General features: G+C 68.4%; 19 protein-coding genes. 13 read left to right on the forward strand and 6 right to left on the reverse strand.

The features are described from left to right. Positions 1–38: 38 nt before the first annotated feature. Both AB0E63_RS12960 and AB0E63_RS12965 read left to right on the forward strand, forming a co-directional pair. Positions 39–518: a helix-turn-helix domain-containing protein gene (locus AB0E63_RS12960; protein ID WP_360364852.1), complete on the forward strand. Its 480-nt coding sequence runs from the start codon at positions 39–41 to the stop codon at positions 516–518. Positions 519–560: 42 nt separating this feature from the next. Beyond that, complete coding sequence (locus tag AB0E63_RS12965) at positions 561–1,337, forward strand: GNAT family N-acetyltransferase (protein ID WP_360364854.1); 777 nt, start codon at positions 561–563, stop codon at positions 1,335–1,337. 192 nt (positions 1,338–1,529) lie between these two features. Here the strand turns inward: AB0E63_RS12965 and AB0E63_RS12970 are convergent, their stop codons facing one another. After that, positions 1,530–2,105, reverse strand: a complete 576-nt coding sequence (locus AB0E63_RS12970; protein WP_360364856.1) for a TetR/AcrR family transcriptional regulator — start codon at positions 2,103–2,105, stop codon at positions 1,530–1,532. Between the two features lie 37 nt (positions 2,106–2,142). Between AB0E63_RS12970 and AB0E63_RS12975 the strand changes: the two genes are divergently transcribed. Beyond that, a complete protein-coding gene (locus tag AB0E63_RS12975; RefSeq protein ID WP_360364858.1) occupies positions 2,143–2,520 on the forward strand; it encodes a nuclear transport factor 2 family protein in 378 nt (125 codons plus the stop codon). A 50-nt stretch (positions 2,521–2,570) separates the two neighbouring features. Continuing rightward, the gene (locus AB0E63_RS12980) at positions 2,571–2,720 is read left to right on the forward strand and encodes a heavy metal-associated domain-containing protein (protein ID WP_360364860.1); all 150 of its coding nucleotides are present in this window, start codon (positions 2,571–2,573) and stop codon (positions 2,718–2,720) included. 83 nt (positions 2,721–2,803) lie between these two features. Here AB0E63_RS12980 and AB0E63_RS12985 read toward each other — a convergent pair whose 3' ends face one another. The 3 genes from AB0E63_RS12985 to AB0E63_RS12995 form a co-directional block, all read right to left on the reverse strand. Continuing rightward, positions 2,804–5,320, reverse strand: a complete 2,517-nt coding sequence (locus AB0E63_RS12985; RefSeq protein ID WP_360364862.1) for a Tex family protein — start codon at positions 5,318–5,320, stop codon at positions 2,804–2,806. Positions 5,321–5,496: 176 nt separating this feature from the next. Continuing rightward, positions 5,497–6,981: a DHA2 family efflux MFS transporter permease subunit gene (locus AB0E63_RS12990; RefSeq protein ID WP_360364864.1), complete on the reverse strand. Its 1,485-nt coding sequence runs from the start codon at positions 6,979–6,981 to the stop codon at positions 5,497–5,499. 62 nt (positions 6,982–7,043) lie between these two features. Beyond that, complete coding sequence (locus AB0E63_RS12995) at positions 7,044–7,685, reverse strand: DUF624 domain-containing protein (RefSeq protein WP_360364866.1); 642 nt, start codon at positions 7,683–7,685, stop codon at positions 7,044–7,046. A gap of 98 nt (positions 7,686–7,783) precedes the next feature. Here AB0E63_RS12995 and AB0E63_RS13000 point away from each other — a divergent pair, with 98 nt between their 5' ends. From AB0E63_RS13000 to AB0E63_RS13025, 6 genes are all read left to right on the forward strand, one after another. Beyond that, positions 7,784–8,863: a substrate-binding domain-containing protein gene (locus AB0E63_RS13000; RefSeq protein WP_360364868.1), complete on the forward strand. Its 1,080-nt coding sequence runs from the start codon at positions 7,784–7,786 to the stop codon at positions 8,861–8,863. Between the two features lie 37 nt (positions 8,864–8,900). Further along, positions 8,901–9,317, forward strand: a complete 417-nt coding sequence (locus AB0E63_RS13005) for a hypothetical protein (RefSeq protein ID WP_360364870.1) — start codon at positions 8,901–8,903, stop codon at positions 9,315–9,317. Further along, complete coding sequence (locus AB0E63_RS13010) at positions 9,314–9,988, forward strand: hypothetical protein (protein WP_360364872.1); 675 nt, start codon at positions 9,314–9,316, stop codon at positions 9,986–9,988. Before AB0E63_RS13005 ends, AB0E63_RS13010 begins: the two co-directional genes overlap by 4 nt. Positions 9,989–10,379: 391 nt before the next feature. Continuing rightward, positions 10,380–11,654, forward strand: coding sequence for an extracellular solute-binding protein (locus AB0E63_RS13015; RefSeq protein WP_360364874.1), 1,275 nt, complete (start codon positions 10,380–10,382; stop codon positions 11,652–11,654). Then, positions 11,651–12,589: a sugar ABC transporter permease gene (locus tag AB0E63_RS13020; protein WP_360364876.1), complete on the forward strand. Its 939-nt coding sequence runs from the start codon at positions 11,651–11,653 to the stop codon at positions 12,587–12,589. The genes AB0E63_RS13015 and AB0E63_RS13020 overlap by 4 nt, the downstream gene beginning before the upstream one ends. Further along, positions 12,582–13,484 (forward strand): carbohydrate ABC transporter permease, encoded by a 903-nt coding sequence (locus AB0E63_RS13025; RefSeq protein WP_360364878.1) that lies wholly within the window; start codon positions 12,582–12,584, stop codon positions 13,482–13,484. The genes AB0E63_RS13020 and AB0E63_RS13025 overlap by 8 nt, the downstream gene beginning before the upstream one ends. Positions 13,485–13,754: 270 nt before the next feature. On the opposite strand, the gene AB0E63_RS13030 is transcribed toward AB0E63_RS13025, so the two are convergent. Further along, on the reverse strand, positions 13,755–14,300 hold the full coding sequence (locus AB0E63_RS13030; RefSeq protein ID WP_360364880.1) for a TetR/AcrR family transcriptional regulator: 546 nt from the start codon (positions 14,298–14,300) through the stop codon (positions 13,755–13,757). 240 nt (positions 14,301–14,540) lie between these two features. On the opposite strand from AB0E63_RS13030, the gene AB0E63_RS13035 reads away from it, so the two are divergent. From AB0E63_RS13035 to AB0E63_RS13045, 3 genes are all read left to right on the forward strand, one after another. Continuing rightward, positions 14,541–15,320: a nitroreductase/quinone reductase family protein gene (locus AB0E63_RS13035; RefSeq protein ID WP_360364914.1), complete on the forward strand. Its 780-nt coding sequence runs from the start codon at positions 14,541–14,543 to the stop codon at positions 15,318–15,320. A 75-nt stretch (positions 15,321–15,395) separates the two neighbouring features. Then, positions 15,396–17,024 carry a LuxR C-terminal-related transcriptional regulator gene (locus tag AB0E63_RS13040; protein WP_360364882.1) on the forward strand — a complete coding sequence of 543 codons (1,629 nt, stop codon included), beginning with the start codon at positions 15,396–15,398 and terminating at the stop codon, positions 17,022–17,024. A gap of 57 nt (positions 17,025–17,081) precedes the next feature. Continuing rightward, positions 17,082–17,888, forward strand: a complete 807-nt coding sequence (locus tag AB0E63_RS13045) for a class I SAM-dependent methyltransferase (RefSeq protein WP_360364884.1) — start codon at positions 17,082–17,084, stop codon at positions 17,886–17,888. Here AB0E63_RS13045 and AB0E63_RS13050 read toward each other — a convergent pair. Beyond that, positions 17,871–18,341 carry a lincomycin resistance protein LmrB gene (locus AB0E63_RS13050; RefSeq protein ID WP_360364886.1) on the reverse strand — a complete coding sequence of 157 codons (471 nt, stop codon included), beginning with the start codon at positions 18,339–18,341 and terminating at the stop codon, positions 17,871–17,873. The two genes, AB0E63_RS13045 and AB0E63_RS13050, sit on opposite strands and share 18 nt — an antisense overlap. Between the last annotated feature and the right edge of the window lie 3 nt (positions 18,342–18,344).

Consider the following 18,344-nt stretch of genomic DNA (forward strand, 5'->3'; position numbering starts at 1 on the left):
CAAGATAGACCTTGGCAATAGTGTTCTGTGAGAATAGGATGACGCTCGTGGAACTGGGTGAGATCCTCCGCGACCGGCGCAAGGCGGCCGGGCGCACCATCGCGTCGGTCGCCATGGACGCCGGCCTGTCCGTGCCGTACATCGCCAACCTGGAGAACGGTCGCGGCAACCCGACCATGGCCGCGCTCGACCGCCTGGCCACGGCCCTCGGCGCCCGGCTCGAGGTGCGCATCGCTGACGAACCACCGGTCCCAGTGCCCTCGGTCGGGGCCGAGCTACTCGCCGCCTCGGACCGGGCGGCCTCGGACCGGGCCGCCTCGGACCGGGCCGCCTCGGAGCCGCCCGCCTCGGAGCGGGCTGCCGAGATCGTCGCCGCCCTGGCCGGCAACAGGTCCCGCGCCGCCACCCGCCATCAGTTGATCGCCACCCTCGACGCGCTCGCGATCCTCTTGGGTCGTCCGCCAACCCCCGCAGACCTGAGCCGCCTACTCGACCTGCTCCAACTAGCCGACCGATAACCGGGTCGCACCGTGTGATCGGAGCGCCGTAGGGTCCGAGGCATGGAGATTGGTGTGCGGATCGCCGCGGCGCAGTTGACCGGTTCGGCGCGTTCAAAGCGGCAGGTGATCGCCGGTCCGCTGGTCGGCCTGTTGCACGACGACGACGCCTGGTACCTGTCGGGCATGCTCGCGGCCGAGCCCGGCCAGCCGTTCGATCCGGACGAGCTCCCATGGGCCCTCGACATCATCCGCCAGGCGTTCAGCGCCGAAGGTCGCTGGCTGAGCGCCGAGCTCGTCGACGAGGCCAACCCCGGTCTGGCTGACGCGCTCGAGGCCAATGGGATGACCATCGTCTCCCACCCACCGCTGCTCGTCGTCGATCCCGACGGCCTGACGATCCCCGAGCTGCCCGCCGGTGTGACAACGGAAGTGGTGAAGTCGGAAGAGCAGCAGACCGAGGCGAACGCCGTGTCCGCGGAGGCCTTCGAGGTCGGCGGTGCCGGCTTCGCGCTGAAGCCGGATCCTGTGGACGGCGGCTGCGTCCTGATCCGCGTCGACGGCGTACCGGTGGCCTCCGCGTTCTGGACTGCGGTCGGAGACGGTGTCACTGAGGTCGCTGGGGTCGGGACGGTCCACAGTCACCGGCGCCGCGGGCTCGGCGGGCTCGCGACGGCGTACGCGACGCAGCAGGCCTTCGAGCTGGCCGGCGCCACGCTCGCCTGGCTGACGCCGGGCGACGACGGGGCGGATCGCGTGTACCGCCGGCTCGGGTACGAGCCCAAGGCGACCGCAGTACACCTCGGCGACCCCGGTGGCCACCTGGCCGATCTTCGCTGACCGATGCAACCCGCCCGCATCCCGCCTTCGTCTTGAGCCGAAGCTGGATCGTGGGGCGGCAAAGTCCTCAACTGAGGTGCTGGCAATCGCGGACCTCTGCCACTCACCAACCCGCGGCTGACGGCTTGGGTCGCGTTCGGCTGAGCGCGCGTATCTCGTGCGGCGGATGGTTGGTGAGTGGCGGAGGTCCGCCTATGCGGGGGCGAGGAGGCGGATGATGCTGGCGTGGAGGGCGGCGCTGGCTCGTCTGGCCGGAAGGCGTCCGGCGGCGACCGACTCGCCGGCTGCGTGGCCGAGGGCGACGAGGGCGGTGACCAGCCAGCCGACCGGGAGGTCGCGGGTGATCTCCCCGGCGCGCTGACCGCGGCGGATGAGTCGCTCGAACCGCTCGACCACTGGGTCGTGCCGTTCGTCCGGTCCGGCTGGCTGCGGTAGGTGCAGCAGCAGGGGGTGCTGCTCGAAGCTTCGCCACCCCAGGTCGATCAGCTGTAGCAGCGTGTCGAGCGCGGGGCCGTGATCGAGGTCGAGGGCGTCGATCGCCTGCACGGTCTCGCGGGTGAGTTCGTCGACGACGGCGTTCAGCAGCGCGTCGCGGGACGGGAAGTGCGCGTACACCGTCTGCCGCGTGACCCCCGCCGCCTCCGCGACCCGCTCCACACTCGCGTCGATCCGCTCGTCCAGCAGCGTGATCGCCGCGGTCAGGATCGCGGCCCGGCTCCGATCCGCGTCCGCTCGCCGCCGTCGTCGTACCGGCTCATTCTTTGACACCTTGTCAAGGTTAGCTGATGTGCTTATCTTTGACGGTATGTCAGAGTTAAGTGCACGGGAGTTCGTCGCGGAGTTCTTCGACTCGTTCACCCGCGAGGTCGTCGCCGGCGGCGACGCGGCGGCGGTCGTGGACCGGTACTACACGCCAGACATCGAGCAGATCGCCGACGGCGTCACGCTCGACCGGCAGCGTTTGATCGACCATCTGCGGCCGATCCGGAAGAACCTGGTGGCTTGGTCGTACGACGTCCACGAGGCGATGCGCAGCGGCGATCGGCTGGCGGCGCGGTTCACCATCCACGCGGAGCTGCGCCGGGGGCGGACGATCGCGACCGAGGTGTACCTGTTCGGCGAACTCGCGCCCGACGGCCGCCTCCGCCGTACGACCCAGGCGACGAGGGACGTGAGCGCGTGACGACGACGTTCCGCGTGGCAGGGATGAGCTGCGGGCATTGCGTGCGATTCGTGACCGACGAGCTCGAGGCGGTGCCGGGCGTCGAGTCCGTGGCGGTGGACCTGCCCACGTCAACAGTCACGGTGGTCAGCGATCGGGTCATCGAGCCGGCCGCGATCCGTGCGGCGGTGGAGGCCGCCGGCTACGAGCTTGCCGACTGACCAGTTGCCGCTGGCACCTAGCTTTCAAGCAGAGTGGAAGCCCGCCCCCAGGTGCTGGAGGCGGGCCTTGAGGTGCTGTCAGGTCAGCGGACGGTGAAGCCGGCCTTGCGGAAGGCGTCGGCGAGGGAGGTCTCGTCCATCGGGGTTTCGGCTGGTGCGTTGCCGCCGCGGTTCTGGCCGCCGCGTCCGCCTTGACCGCCCTGGCCACGACCGCCGGATCCACGGCCACCGCCGCCACCCTGACCACGGCCGCCTTGTCCACCCTGACCACGGCCGCCTTGTCCACCCTGGCCACCCGGTCCGCGACCGCCCTGGCCGCCTTGACCGCCGGAGCCGCGGCCGCCCTGGCCGCCTTGACCACCCGAGCCTCGCCCGCCTTGGTTGCCGGCTCCGCGGCTGCCGCCGCCGGACGTGCGGGCTCCGGTGCCGGGCTCGTCGTCGAGGCGGAGGGTGAGGGAGATCCGCTGCCGGGGGATGTCGACCTCGAGGACCTTGACCGTGACGATGTCGCCGGGCTTGACCACCTCGCGGGGGTCCTTGACGAAGGTCTTCGACAGGGCGGACACGTGCGCGAGCCCGTCCTGGTGGACGCCGATGTCGATGAACGCGCCGAACGCGGCGACGTTGGTGACCTGGCCTTCCAGCCGCATCCCGGGCTTAAGGTCGGCGATCTTGTCGACGCCCTCGGCGAACACCGCGGTCTTGAACGCCGGCCGCGGGTCCCGGCCGGGCTTCTCGAGCTCGGCCAGGATGTCGGTCACCGTCGGCAGACCGAACATGTCGTCGACGAAGTCCGCCGCGTTCAGCCGCTTCAGGTCCGCCGATCCGATCAACGACTTCACGTCCTGGCTGGTCGCGTCGAGGATCCGGCGTACGACGGGGTAGGACTCGGGGTGCACGCTGGACGCGTCGAGCGGGTCGTCGCCGTCGGGGATCCGGAGGAAGCCGGCCGCCTGCTCGAACGCCTTCGGGCCGAGCCGCGCGACCTCCTTCAACGCGGTGCGGGACTTGAACGGACCGTTCTGGTCGCGGTGCAGGACGATGTTGTCGGCCAGGCCCGGCGTGATCCCGGAGACCCGGGTCAGCAGCGGCGCTGACGCGGTGTTCAGGTCGACGCCGACCGCGTTCACACAGTCCTCGACGACCGCGTCGAGTGAGCGGGACAGGGCGTTCTCGGCGAGGTCGTGCTGGTACTGCCCGACGCCGATCGACTTCGGGTCGATCTTGACCAGCTCGGCCAGCGGGTCCTGCAGCCGGCGCGCGATCGAGACTGCGCCACGCAGCGACACATCCATCCCGGGCAGCTCCTGCGAGGCGAACGCGGACGCCGAGTACACCGATGCGCCGGCCTCCGACACGACCGCCTTGGTCAGCTTGAGCTCGGGGTGCTTGGCGATCAGCTCCGCAGCCAGCTTGTCGGTCTCGCGCGACGCCGTACCGTTGCCGATGGCAATCAGCTCGACGTTGTGCGCGGCGGCCAGCTGGGCCAGGGTCGCGATCGACTTGTCCCACTGGTTCTGCGGGACGTGCGGGTAGATGACGCCGGTGTTGACCACCTTGCCGGTCGCGTCCACGACGGCGACCTTCACGCCGGTCCGGAAACCCGGGTCGAGGCCCATTGTTGCGCGGGTCCCGGCCGGGGCGGCCAGCAGCAGGTCGCGCAGGTTGGCCGCGAACACCCGGATCGCCTCGTCCTCGGCGACCTGCCGCAGCCGCATCCGCAGGTCGATGCCTAGGTGCACCAGGATCTTCGTCCGCCAGGCCCAGCGGACCGTCTCGACCAGCCACTTGTCGGCCGGGCGGCCCTGGTTCTCCACGCCGACCTTGCGGGCGATGGTCGACTCGTACTCCGTTGGCCCGTCGACCTCGGTCCCGGCCGGGAGCGGCTCGACGGACAGCGTGAGGACGTCCTCCTTCTCGCCGCGGAACATCGCGAGAATCCGGTGCGACGGCATCTTGGTGAAGGGCTCGTCGAAGTCGAAGTAGTCCGAGAACTTCGCGCCGTCGGTCTCCTTGCCCTCGCGCACGGCCGACGCGAGCCGGCCCTGCGTCCACATCCGCTCGCGCAGCTCACCGATCAGGTCGGCGTCCTCGGCGAACCGCTCGACCAGGATCGCCCGAGCACCGTCCAGCGCCGCCTGCGGGTCCGGGACCTCCTCGTTGACGAAGACGGCGGCGGCCGCGATCGGCTCGACGTCCGGGTCCGCCATCAGCCCGTCGGCAAGCGGCTCCAGGCCGTTCTCCCGGGCGATCATCGCCTTCGTCCGCCGCTTCGGCTTGAACGGCAGGTAGATGTCCTCGAGCCGCGACTTGGTGTCGGCCGCCAGGATCGAGGCCTTCAGCGCGTCGTCCAGCTTGCCCTGGCTCTCGATCGACTCGAGCACGGTCTGGCGGCGTTCATCCAGCTCGCGCAGGTACCTCAGGCGCTCCTCGAGCGTGCGCAGCTGCGCGTCGTCGAGCATCCCGGTGACCTCTTTGCGGTACCGCGCGATGAACGGGACCGTCGACCCTTCGTCCAGCAGCGCCACCGCTGCCCGGACCTGGTTCTCGCCGACTTCCAGCTCTTCGGCGATCCGCTGCTCGACCGACTGCACCACCACTGTCCGATCCCCTCTACGTCCAACACCGCCGCCGAGTCTTCCACCCCGGCCGGACCCTCATCCTTCCCCATCCCACCCCCAGCCCCGAAACCCGCATCCCATCCCTGTGGACAACTCCGGGTACGCCGAACTCCCCGGGATCAGCGAGGTCCCGGGGAGTTCGGCGTACGGGGAGGTCAGGCGGCTTCGAGGATGACGTCTTCCTCGGGGTCGACCTCGGCCGGCTGGGTGGTTGGGCGCATCACCGTGATGGCGATGGCTACCGCGGCGGCGACGATGGCGGCGGCGATCCAGAAGGAGAGGTGGTAGCCGTCGGTGAGGGCCTCGAGGGCGGGCTTGGTGTCGGCGACCGCGGCGGTGCGGGTCGCGGAGAGGGTGGCCAGGATGGCCAGGCCGAGGGCCGCGCCGACCTCACCCATGGTGCCGATCAGGCCGGACGCCAGGCCGGCGTCCTCGGGCTTGACGTCGGACATCGACAGACCCATCAGTGCGGGGAAGCAGATACCGCCGCCGAGACCCAGCAGGGCCAGCACCGGGAGTACGTGGACGAAGTAGTTGCCACCCACCGGAGCCTGCGTGAACAGGACCAGACCGACCACGATCAGCGCCAGTCCGGCGATCAGCGGGCGCCGCGGGCCGAACCGCATCACCAGCTTCTCGGAGTACTTCACCGACAGCAGTCCCATCACCACGGTGGTCGGCAGGAACGCCAGTCCGATCTCCAGAGCGTCGTACCCGAGCACTCGCTGCAGGTACAGCGACCCGAGGAAGAAGATGCCGAACATGCCGGACGCGGACAGCGCCTGGATCAGGTTCGCACCGGTCAGCGTCCGGGACCGGAAGATCCGCAGCGGCACCAGCGGGATGGCGGCGGTCGCCTCGCGGACGATGAACCCCGCCAGCAGGACCAGCGTCACGACGGCCAGCACCACAGTCTGCCCAGCGGTCCAGCCCAGCTCAGCCGCCGGCTTGACGATCGTGTACACGCCGACCATCAGCGCCGCGGTGATCAGCACCGCACCCGGTACGTCGGTACCGCGGCCCATCCCGAGCCCCTTGTCCTTCTCGATGATCTTGACGGCCAGTACGGCGGTCAGCACACCGATCGGCAGGTTCACGAAGAAGATCCAGTGCCAGCTGATCGCCTGGGTCAGCACTCCACCGGCGAGCAGACCGATCGACCCACCGGCCGACGCTACGAACGCGTAGACGCCGATCGCCTTGGCCTGCTCCCGCGGCTCGGGGAACAGCGTCACGATCATGCCCAGGATCACTGCGGAGGTCAGTGCGCCGCCGACACCCTGAACGAACCGGGCGATGACGAGCACCTCCTGCGAGCCGGCCAGACCGCAGAGCACAGAGGCGGCGGTGAAGACGATCAGTCCGGCGACGAAGATGTTCCGCCGGCCGAGCAGATCGCCGAGGCGACCGGCCAGCAGGAGCAGACCGCCGAACGCGATCAGGTAGGCGTTCACGACCCACGCCAGCGAGGAGCTGGTGAAGCCGAGGTCGTCTTGGATGGCCGGGAGGGCCACGTTCACCACGGTGACGTCGAGCACGATCATCAACATGCCCGCGCACAGCGTGTAGAGGGCCAGCCAGCGCGAGCGGCCGCCCTGCGCGGCCGGCGAAGTCGCCAGGGTTTCGGTCGTCGCGTACATCTCGGGGTCTCCTTGAGGGTCCGTCGTTTGGGCCTTACACCCTTACGTCGAACTCGGAGGCCTCAGATTGACACGTCGCCGGAACTTTTTTCTGGAGCCCGCCGAACGCGCGAAAGCCAGTACGCCGTGAGCGCCGGCACCAGTCCGGATCCGACCACCAGCAGCGTCGGCACCTGCGACGCGAGCGCGAACCAGGTGAGCAGTATGACGACTCCACCGGCGACCGGAAGCGGACGACGGAGCAGGAACAGGTTCGCGGACCGGAAGAGCGACTTCATCGTCGCTGTGTCGTCGACCTCCGGGAGGACCGCGAGCCCGCTCAGGTAGAGGCCGAGGATCATCCCGGTCAGCGGGATCAGGATCGCGAGCGCGAAAACGCGCACCGGGCCACCGGAGTACGCCCAGAACGAGATCCCGAACGCGAGCATCACGCCACCGGCGTACAGCCCGAACCCGGACAGCCAGAACCGCCGCATGGCCCAGCCGAACTGCTTGAAGAACCGTCGCATCAGCGCGGGGCGGTCCTGGCTGATCGCATCCGGCAGCACCCGCTGTAGCGCGAAGGCCGCTGGGAACAGCGTGATGATGCCGAAGCCGAGCACCAGGAAGACGAGCTGCAGCATCAGCAGGTCGCCGACCATCGACAGCTTCGCCATCACGCTGTTCGTCCGGCCGGTGCCTCCCTCAGGCTGTGGAACAGCCACCGATCGCCTCCTCGTTGTCTCGTTCCACCCGGGCTGCGTTGATCGTATGATCACGAACAATCACACGCCACCTCATCGGCCAGCGCAGGGGGGACCGCATGCTTGCACCGGAGCGCCACGAGCAGATCCTGCGGAGCCTGCGGCGGCACGGCCGGCTCCGGGTGGCCGAACTGGTCGCCGAGCTCGGCGTCTCCGCGATCACAGTACGCCGGGACCTGGCCGAGCTGGACTCGGCCGGCTTGCTCCGCCGGGTGCACGGCGGCGCGATCGGGACCAGCACGGCCGGCTCCGGGACGCAGGGCAGTCAGCTCACGATCGGGATCGTTGTACCGAGTGCCGCGTCCTACTACTCCGATGTGATCCGCGGCGCCGAGGCGATGGCCGGCCGGTACGGCGCTCGCCTCGTGCTCGGTGTGTCCGGGTACGACGTGGCGATGGAGCGGGAGCGGATCGACAAAGTGCTCGGGGTCGGGGTGGCCGGGTTGCTGATCAGCACCGCGCTCGGCGATGGCGACGCGGACCAGCTCGACTCGCGGCTGGACGACATCGACGTACCCGTGGTGCTGATGGAGCGGGCCTTCGGGTTCCCCCAGGTGGCGCGCGAATACGACCATGTCCGCACCGACCACGCGTACGGCGCGATGCTGGCGCTGCGGCACTTCGCGGCGCTCGGTCACCGGCGGATCGCGATCAACCTGCAGGCGACCGTGACGGCGCACTGGCTGCGGCGCGGAATCGAGACGGCCGCGTCCGCCCTGGACATCGACCTCTTCCTGTCTCCCGTGGACCTGCCCGCCGCCGGTGACGACCCGGCCGCCCTCGCGCAGCTCGACGCCTTCCTGGCCGAGTGCGAGTCGTTCGGCAGCCGCGCGGTCCTGGTCCACTCCGACGAACACGGCGCCCGCCTCGTCGAACGCGCGATGGAACGCGGCCTCCGCGTCCCCGAGGACCTCGCCGTCATCGCCTACAACGACGTCACGGCCGCGCTGGCCGTCGTACCGCTGACCGCCGTCTGCCCGCCCAAGTTCGCCCTCGGCGAGACCGCCTGCGAACTTCTCCTCCGCAAACTCCAGTCCGGCGCGGCCCCGGTCCAGCACCTCAGCCTCCTCCCCGACCTCAACATCCGCACCTCCTGCGGAGCCCTCCAACCAGCCCTCACCAACCACCTGACCAGGTAAATTCAGAGGCCGTCACCAGCGCGACGAAGGGCAGGACATGGACTACGGCCAGTTCAGAGCCGAGTACGACCCGGTCTTCGACATCCTCGACGCGGAGAAGCTCCCACCCTGGCTGCCCGGCGCTGTCACCCGCCTGAAGGAACTCGCGGCAACCATCGACGACCCGCCCGCCCGCCGCTCCGCCGAGAACGACATAGCCAGCCTCGAGGACGTCCTCGCCGAGGGCTCGGACGGCCCGCCGATCTCCCCGGCAATGATGGAAGCGATCCGCATCCACTCCGAGGCCGGCGCCAACCACGGCACCCCCGCCGAGCGCATCGCCCGAGCCGAAGCAGGCATGGCCGCCATCGGCGGCATCGCCGAAGCCGCCCCACCCACCGAACAAGCCTCAATCCTCGACCTCAACGAGTCCCTCTACATGCTGATCCTGGCTTTGGAGCCCGACCGCAGGTGAAGGTCACCAGCTACCAGGGGCTGATGGCGGAGCAGGATCGGGCCGCCGTCCGTGTCTCTGGTGCGCACCATTCGTCCTGGAACCGCCGGTACGGCGTCACCGCGCCCGAACGCAAGGTGCGTGGAGCGGTCAGCTGGGACAACACCATCGAGTACAGCGACGAGAAGGTGACGGCTCCGCTCAAGGAGATGTTCGCCAATGCTCGCGTGTACAACCAGGACGCCGAGACGCTGCAGTCGTACCGCGAGGCGGTCAAGACGGTGTTCCACGAGAACACGCACCTCCTCGCGGGCGAGGGGACCGACCACAAAGACGCGATGGAGGCCTTCAAGGACCCCAGCGTCCGCGCGCTGGAAGAAGGCATCACCGAGGTCCACAGCTACGACAACCTGAATACCTACATCGACGACCTCGGGCTGGAGGAGGTCGCGCCCGGGATCAAGTCGGCAGCCGCCAACCCGTCGTACCGTCAGTTCACGCCGTCGGCGCGCAGATTCACCGAGGCGATCGGCCGGGAGACCGGTCTGGACTCCGAGGAAGTCAGGCGCAGTCGGGTCCGGGGCAGGCGCCGGTTGGTGGGCCTCAAGAGCCTGTTCGGAGTAGTGGACCGGAGGGGTCAGGTCAGGCGGCATTACCGCCGGATGTGGCGGCTGCGGCTCGGGCTGGGTTGAGTGGCTCGACGCCGCTGAGTTCGGCGTCTCGGTTGTCGGCTGATCAGCAGGGCTCCCGGCGTACGACGACGCCGGCAGGCCCCGAGCGCCAAGCCCCAACCCACGAACGCTGAGCGCGGGACCCGGTCGACGAGCTCAGCGGCCTCGCGCAGGGGGCCGACTTGGATGATCGGGATCAGATCCGCGCGCTGAATAGATCTCTCTGCATGCTTCTCAGCGGCCTCCGAGCCGACCGCTGAGAGGTCGCCGCCGGGTGGAACTGAGGTTGGGTGGTTCCGAGGATGATCGATTGTGATCATTCGAGCTGTGAGGTATTGACGAGGAAAGCCCTTTCCCATACTTTCGCTGCACTTGGGTAACCCCCAAGGTCCGGCAGCGAAGGAGTTCCCCTGTGAGACGTGGTGTGGGACTGACCTTGCTGGCCGCCGCGGTCAGCGTGGTGGTCAGCAGTTGTGGCAACGGGGTGATCGACAAGAGCACGGACGGAGTCCCGCCGGCCGAGGCCACCGGGACCCTGCGAGTGCTCATCCCGTCCTTCCCGCCCAGTACGAAGGGCCGGGAGGAGTTTCAGAAGGTCGTCGACGACTTCCACAAGACCTATCCGAAGATGAAGGTCGAGCCGGACTTCGCGACGTACAAGAACCTGAACGAGAAACTGTCCACCTCGATCGCCGCGGGTATCCCGTACGACGTGATGGTCACCGGCGTCGGCTGGGTCCAGCCGTTCGCGTCGAAGCGGATCTTCGACGATCTCGGCAAGTACGGCGTGACCCCGGACGTGATCAAGGAGAAGAGCCTCGGCCCGCTGATCCCGGCGGCGACGTACGACGGCAAGCTGTACGCGTACCCGCTGATCGCCGACACCCGCGCGGTCGCGCTGCGCAAGAGCGCGTTCCGCGAAGCCGGCCTGGACCCGGACAAGCCGCCGACGTCGCTGGCCGATATCAAGGTGGCCGCCGAGAAGCTGACCAAGCGGGACAAGGACGGCAACATCACCCGCAGCGGTTTCGACCTCGCGTCGGCGACCGGCTTCCGGCAGTCGTTCGTGACCTTCCTGGCCTCGACCGGTACGCCGCTCTACGTCGGCGGCGAGCCGAACTTCGACAACAAGGCCGGCCTGGACACCCTGCTGTGGATCAAGTCGATGATCAACAACGTCCAGCCGTACGGCCAGACGAACGCCGCCCAGCAACCCCTCGTGCTCACCGGTGAGGCCGCGATGGGCATCGTGAACGGCGGTGTCGACTGCTCGGACAAGGGCATCGGCCAGAAGAACTGCGACGACCTGAAGTTCTTCCGCTTCAACAGCGGCAAGGAGATCGAGTACACCGGTGGCGACCTGGCCTCGATCGGGTCGCGCAGCCGGCACAAGGACGCGGCCTGGACCTTCATCCAGACCCTGACCAAGCCGACCACCCTGGACGCGCTCGCCAAGCTGAACAAGAAGATCCCGGCCTACCCGGACGCCAGCAACTCGCCGCAGGCGAAGTCGAACCCGCTGAGCCAGTTCGTCGCCGACGGCCTGGTCTACGCGGTCAACGAGAACGAAGTGCCGACCAACTGGCTCGAGATGCGCGGCAACTTCGACATCCAGCTCACCCAGGCGGTCCTCGGTCAGAAGGATCCCGCCAAGGTGCTGCACAACCTGGCAGGACAGTCCCGATGAGCACAACTCTTGAACGTCCAGCACTGGACACGCCCCGCAAGGTCACTCCGTCCAAGGACGGCCGGACGCTGATCCGCAGCCAGGTCCGGACCGGGTGGGCCCTGCTGGCCCCCGCGCTGCTGCACTCCGGGATCTTCATCGTGATCCCGGTGATCTCCGTCCTGGTCCTCAGCCTGACCGACTACAGCTTCGGTGACACCTGGTCCTGGGTGGGTTTCGGGAACTACTCCGACCTGTTCCGCGACGTCGACTTCCAGGCGTCGCTGTGGCACACGGTGCTCTACGCGATCGTGGTGATCCCGATCTCGATGGCGATCTCGCTGGCGGTCGCGATCGGGCTGAACCAGAAGATCAAGGGCCTCGGGTTCTTCCGGACCGCGTTCTACATCCCCACGGTGACCGCGACGGTCGCGGTCGCCACCATCTGGCTGTGGATCTACAACCCGGGCTCCGGTCTGGCGAACGGCTTCCTCAGCCTGTTCGGGTTCGCGCCGAACCGCTGGCTGGCCGACCCGGCGACCGCGCTGCCGTCGCTGATGGTGGTCGGCATCTGGCAGGGACTCGGGACCAAGGTGATCATCTACCTGGCCGCGCTGCAGGGCGTCTCCCGCGATCTGCTGGAGTCGGCCGAGCTGGACGGTGCGAGCCGCTGGCAGAAGTTCGCCAACGTCACCTGGCCGGCGATCGGCCCGGTGCAGTTCTTCGTCCTGATCACCTCGATCGTCGGCACCTTCCAGGTGTTCGATCTGGTCTACGTGATGACCCAGGGCGGTCCCGGGTCCGAGACGCGCGTCCTGGTGATGGACATCTACCAGAACGCGTTCCAGGACCTGAAACTCGGCTATGCGTCCGCCGAGACCGTGATCATGATGATCGTGATCGCGCTGTTCATCGGGGTCGGACGCCTGCTCCAGAAGGCGGATGCCAATGACTAGCGCAACGTTGCCGGGGATCGCTTCGAGCAAGCCGTCGGCGCTCCGGCCGGGCCGGATCCTGCTGTACGTCGTCCTGAGCGTCGGCGCGATCCTGATGATCACGCCGTTCGTGTGGATGGTGCTGACCGCGTTCAAGAGCGACCTGGAGATCGCCAAGTTCGGCTGGTTGCCCGGCGAGTTGCGTTGGCACAACTACGTCGAGGCGATGCGGACCGCGCCGTTCCTGCGGTACTTCCGCAACAGCCTGTTCATCGCGGTCGGCGAGACCGCCTTCACCCTCGCGGTCTGCACGATGGCCGGTTACGCGCTGGCGAAACTGCCGCTGCGCGGGTCGAAGGTACTGCTGAACTACTTCATCCTGATGCTGCTCGTACCGTTCCAGATCATCCTGGTGCCGCTGTTCCTGATCGTGAAGTCGATCCCGCTGTTCGGCGGCAACAACATCCTCGGCCAGGGCGGCATCGGCTGGCTGAACTCGTGGTGGGGCCTGATCATCCCGCTCGGCGCGGCGCCGCTGTTCACCTTCCTGGCCCGGCAGTTCTACGTCACGGTGCCGAACGAGCTGGCCCAGGCGGCCCGGGTCGACGGGCTCGGAGAGTTCGGGATCTTCTGGCGCATCGCGACGCCGCTGATCAAGCCGGCCCTGATCACGATCGCGGTGTTCCAGATCGAGGCGGCCTGGAACGGGTTCCTCTGGCCGCTGATGATCACCACGTCGGACTCGATGCGGCCGCTGCAGCTGGGGCTGGCGATCTTCTCGCAGAACCCGGCCGAGATCCAGTGGCCCTACCTGATGGCCGGTACGGCGCTCGCGACACTGCCGATGATCGTGCTGTTCGTGTTCGCCCAGAAGCGGTTCGTCGAAGGAATGGCGAACGTGGGCATCAAGGGCTGACGTGCCCTGAAACCTCGAACAGGTGCTCACCCCGCCCCGGGTGAGCACCTGCGAGGCCCCCCACAACACGCGGTGGTCCCGAAGAAACACCGGAGCGTCCCGCTAGGCCCCCCTGCCGGGTCGCTCACCCGTTTATCGGCCTGGTGTGGCCGCCGTTACAGCATTCGTGAGGTTTTTTCGCGCGTTCCCGAAATGATTTCTCCAAGACCTTGCCGAATTACCCTCATTGTGGCTACTTCACGCGCCTGCCGCACGACCCTCGGTAGGCGGCTAGCTGAGGTGGATGTGTACGACGTGGTGGACGATCGGAGTGAGGTCCGTGCTGCCTAGGAGTTCCAGGGCGTTGGTCGCGCGGAGGGTGGCCAGGCCGTGGATGTTGGTCCAGAGGGCAATGGCGCGATTGTGGGCGTCGGCGGGGTGGACCTGCGCGACGAGGTCGATGAAGGTCTGGAAGAGGGGGAGTGAGGTCGCGCGGAGGTTTCCGCCGGCGCCGGCCAGCAGGTCGTGGCGGAACAGCAGTTCGAACATCCCCGGTCGCTCGGCGGCGAACTCCAGGTAGCGCAGTGCGGCCCCGATCAACTGGTCCTCGGCCTGTCCGTCCCCGGCGGACTTGAGGCGGCCGGCGAGGTCGGCGAGGCCAGTGGCGGCGATGGCGGCCAGCAGAGCGTTGTGCGTGGGGAAGTACCGCCGCGGTGCGCCGTGGGAAACCCCGGTGCGCCGGGTGATGGCGCGCAGCGTGAGGTTGCCGAGACCCTCCTCCCCGAGCAGGTCGACGCCGGCCTGGACGAGGCGGTCGCGCAGTGGAGTGCTGGTCACGTAGACATTGTCTGCGCCGACCGACCCCTTTGCACATCAAGCGTTTGGCCCGGCGCATGGTTAAGATGCTCTCCGTGACTGCCGGGTCGGCCTTGGGCCATGCACGAGTTGGGTGCCCGGGCGCGTTCTGAGCGCCGGGAGGGCCGTTCGCGGCCCTCCGTCGTTTCTCTTTGTCTGCAGGGATTTTCCAGCCACGACTGACGAGAGAAGCGAACACTGAACGATTTCACCGAACAGCTCATCAAGGAATTCCGCGCGAACGACGGCCAGGTCGGCGGCCCGTTCGAGGACGCCAGGTTGTTGCTACTGACAACCACCGGCGCCCGCTCGGGCCGGCCGCACACCACCATCCTGGGTTACTACCCGGACGGCGACCGTACGCTCGTCGTCGGCTCGGCCGGCGGCAGTCCCAAACACCCGGACTGGTACCACAACCTGCTCGCCCGTCCAGTGGCCACCGTCGAGACCGGCCTTTTCACCTATCCAGCCAAGGCCGTCGTACTGCGCGGTCCGGAACGCGACGATGTCTTCGGGCGACTTGTCGAGGCGAATGCGGGGTGGGGCGATTACCAAACGCGCACCACCCGGGTCATCCCCGTCGTCGCGCTCGTCCCGGAGCCCGGTCTCCCTGGCGGAGGCGGCTCGCTCGCGGACATGCTTGTCCGCATCCACCTGAGCTTCCGCCGCGAACTCGCCTTGATCCGCAAGGAAGTCGCGGCCTCTGGCACCCTCGGCGCTCAGCTCCGCGTCAACTGCCTCACCATGTGCCAAGGCCTCCACTATCACCACACCGGCGAGTCCACTGGCCTGTTCCCCGGAATCGTCGCCCAGCACCCGGAGTTGTCCGAGCTCATCGCCGCACTGAACGCCGAGCACGAGCAGATCGCCGTACTGCTGAAGGAGCTCGAGCAGTTGGTCTCGACGCCCGCGCCCGACCTCCTGACCAAGGTCGACCGCCTCATCGCGCTCCTGACCGCCCACCTCGACCGCGAGGAGGCCGAACTCCTGCCACACCTCTGACCGTCGGCGAGCCCTTGCGCCGGGCCGGACACCGGGAACATGATCCCGCCACTGACATCGGTGAGGGTCGAGGCCTTGGAAGCATCAGCGCCGTCGTACGACGAGTTCCTGGAGGCTGGCCGGGCTGCGCTGTCACTCGGAGCCTGGTCGGCCGCCCGCTCCCAGTTCGAGCGGGCGGTCGGGCTCGCGACGACACCCGAGGCCCTCGAGGGATTGAGCTGGGCGACCTGGTGGCTCGAGGACGTCCAGGCCTGCCTGGACGCGCGCGAGCAGTCGTACCGCCTGTACCGGCTGGCCGGCGACGCGCGGTCCGCGGCCAGGATGGCGTTGTGGCTCGGCGACGACCACAACGAGTTTCAGGGTGCCGATGCGGTGGCCGAGGGCTGGTTCAACCGGGCCACTCGGCTGCTCGACGGTCTGGAACCCTGCCCGGAACTCGGATGGCTCCGGGTGTTCGACGCGCATGCCGCGCTCGGTCGCCACGACACCGGTCGCGCGCGGGAGCTCGCCGTACAGGCTCAGGAGCTGGGTCGCCGGCATCAGGCCGTCGATCTGGAGATGTTCAGCCTGGCCACCGAAGGACTTGCCCTGGTGGAGGAGGGCGCCGTCGAGCAGGGGATGCGGTGTCTCGACGAGGCGACGGCGGCCGCGCTCGGCGGGGAGTACGAGAATCTCGCGCCGGCGGCCTGGACGTGTTGCCGGTTGATCTCGGCGTGCGAGGAGATCCGTGACTACGAGCGCGGTGCGCAGTGGTGCCGGCAGGTGCAGGAGTTCAGCCGGCGGATGGAGGCGCGGTTCGTCACCGGAGTGTGCCGGGCGCACTATGCGGCGATTCTCGGGTGGCATGGCGACTGGAGCGGGGCCGAGCTGGAGCTGACCGAAGCGCAGCAGGACCTCACCGCGAACCGCCCGTACTGGCGTGCCGAAGCCGTCGTCCGCCTGGGTGAGCTGCGCCGTCGGCAGGGGCGGTCCGATGAAGCGGAGGCGCTCTTCAACGAGGTGCCGTGGCATTCGCTGGCGAAGCGCGGTCTGGCTGAGCTGAGCCTCGATCGGGGTGATCCGGCTGCCGCTCGGGATGTCCTGGTGCGAATGCTGCGGCGGATCCCGCCGGGCTCGGTCAGCCGGGCCTGGCCGCTCGAACTCCTGGTACGGGCGGATGCGGCCCTGCGTGACGACGAGGCGGCTGCGGCCCACCTCGCCGAGTTCTGTTCGATCGCTACGGCGCTGGGGACGCGACCACTCCGGGGGGCGGCGCGGTTTGCGGAAGGCGTCCACGCCGCGGCGGGCGGTGAGCACGAGAAGGCCTGCGTCTGCTTCGAGGATGCGGTCGAGTTGTACGACGGCCTAGCGCCGTACGAGGCTGGGCACACCCGGTTGGAACTCGCCCGGAGTCTGCTCGCGCTCGGCCGTACCGACGCAGCTCGGCGGGAAGCCCGTACGGCGCTCGCAGAGATCCCAGTGCCGAGCCGGAACGCGGCGGCGTTGTTGACCACGCTCGATCTGCACAACAACACTGTGCTGAGCGCGCGGCAGCTCGACGTACTGCGCTTGATCGCGAGCGGTCTCGGCGACCGGGAGATCGCCGGCCAGCTGGTGATCAGCGAGCACACTGTGCATCGGCATGTCGCCAACATCTACACCCGGTTGGGCTGTTCGACGCGGGCGGCGGCGGTGTCCCAAGCCACGCAGCTCGGGCTGCTGTAGCGGGATGGCCTGTTCAGGCGATGCGGGCAAGACGTGCTCCGGCTGATGCTGGCGGACATGGAGCAGCTGGAGCAGTACAAGGACTCAGTGCGGACGACCTGGGCTACCGGGGATTACGACGCGATGATGCGCCAGGAGGGGTTGTACGAGGTTGGACCTCGATTGGTGCAGGCAATGGCCGTACAGCCTGGTGAGGACGTACTGGATGTGGCCTGCGGGACCGGGAACGCGACCATCCCCGCAGCCCGGACCGGTGCTCGGGTGACCGGGCTCGATCTCACCCCGGCCATGCTCGCCAGGGCTCGGGAGCGTGCGGCGGGTGTCGCGGTCGAGTGGGTCGAGGGGGATGCCGAGGATCTTCCCTTCCCGGACGCGAGCTTCGACGTGGTGCTGTCGACCTTCGGGTGCATGTTCGCGCCGCGGCACGAGATCGTCGCCGACGAGATCGCTCGGGTGCTGCGGCCGAGTGGCCGGCTGGGGGTGTGCGCGTGGACGCCGGAGGGGTCTATCGGGGAGTTCTTCCGGGTGGTCGGCGGGCACGTGCCGCCGAGTCCGGAGTACGTCGATCCGCCGCTGGCCTGGGGATCCGAGGAGCCGGTGCGGGAGCTGTTCGAGGGCACTGGGATCGAGCTCGAGTTCAGTCGCGAGGAGTGCGTGATCCACCATGCGTCGCCGGCAGCCGCGGTCGAGTGCTACGCAACCCAGTTCGGCCCCGTGGTCCGCACCCGCGAGTCGTTGGGCGATCAATGGCCTGCCCTCCGCGACGACCTGCTCGCCCTCTTCGAGCGATACACCACAACCGAGGTACTACTCCCCGCCGAGTACCTCGTCATCCAAGGCCTCAAGTCAGCCCAGACCACGTAGCAGGTCGAGGTCGTGGTGGTCTTTTGGTCTGAGGTTGTAGCCCTGGTGGGTGCGGAGTTGGGTTTCGAGGGGCATGCACCGGACCGGCTCGCCGCCGATGTGTCCGTGTGCTGGTGGTGGGATGTAGTAGGTGTTGCCGTCGAAGTCGGTCTGCTCGGTGCCGCCGCCCGCGACCGGCGTACTGGGGTGCAGGTCCACTCGATGGCCTTCGAAGTGAGTGAGTTGCACGGTCACCCGCACGAATCGCTCGTCCGTGACGGCGTACCCGACCTCATCCAAGACCTTGACTACCGTCTGCAGATGGGGCCGGGCCACTCCCAGGTCGAGGTCGCCGTGCTCGCGGGTCTGCCGACCCACCAGTGCGTCCACGCCCCAACCGCCGTCGACCCACACGTCAAGCCCGCGAGCAGTCAGGAGCTCCACCAACTCGAGCACCTGCTCCGCCGTCATCATGCC

Source organism: Kribbella sp. NPDC026596, from assembly GCF_040638415.1.
In the GTDB taxonomy this organism is placed as follows: domain Bacteria; phylum Actinomycetota; class Actinomycetes; order Propionibacteriales; family Kribbellaceae; genus Kribbella.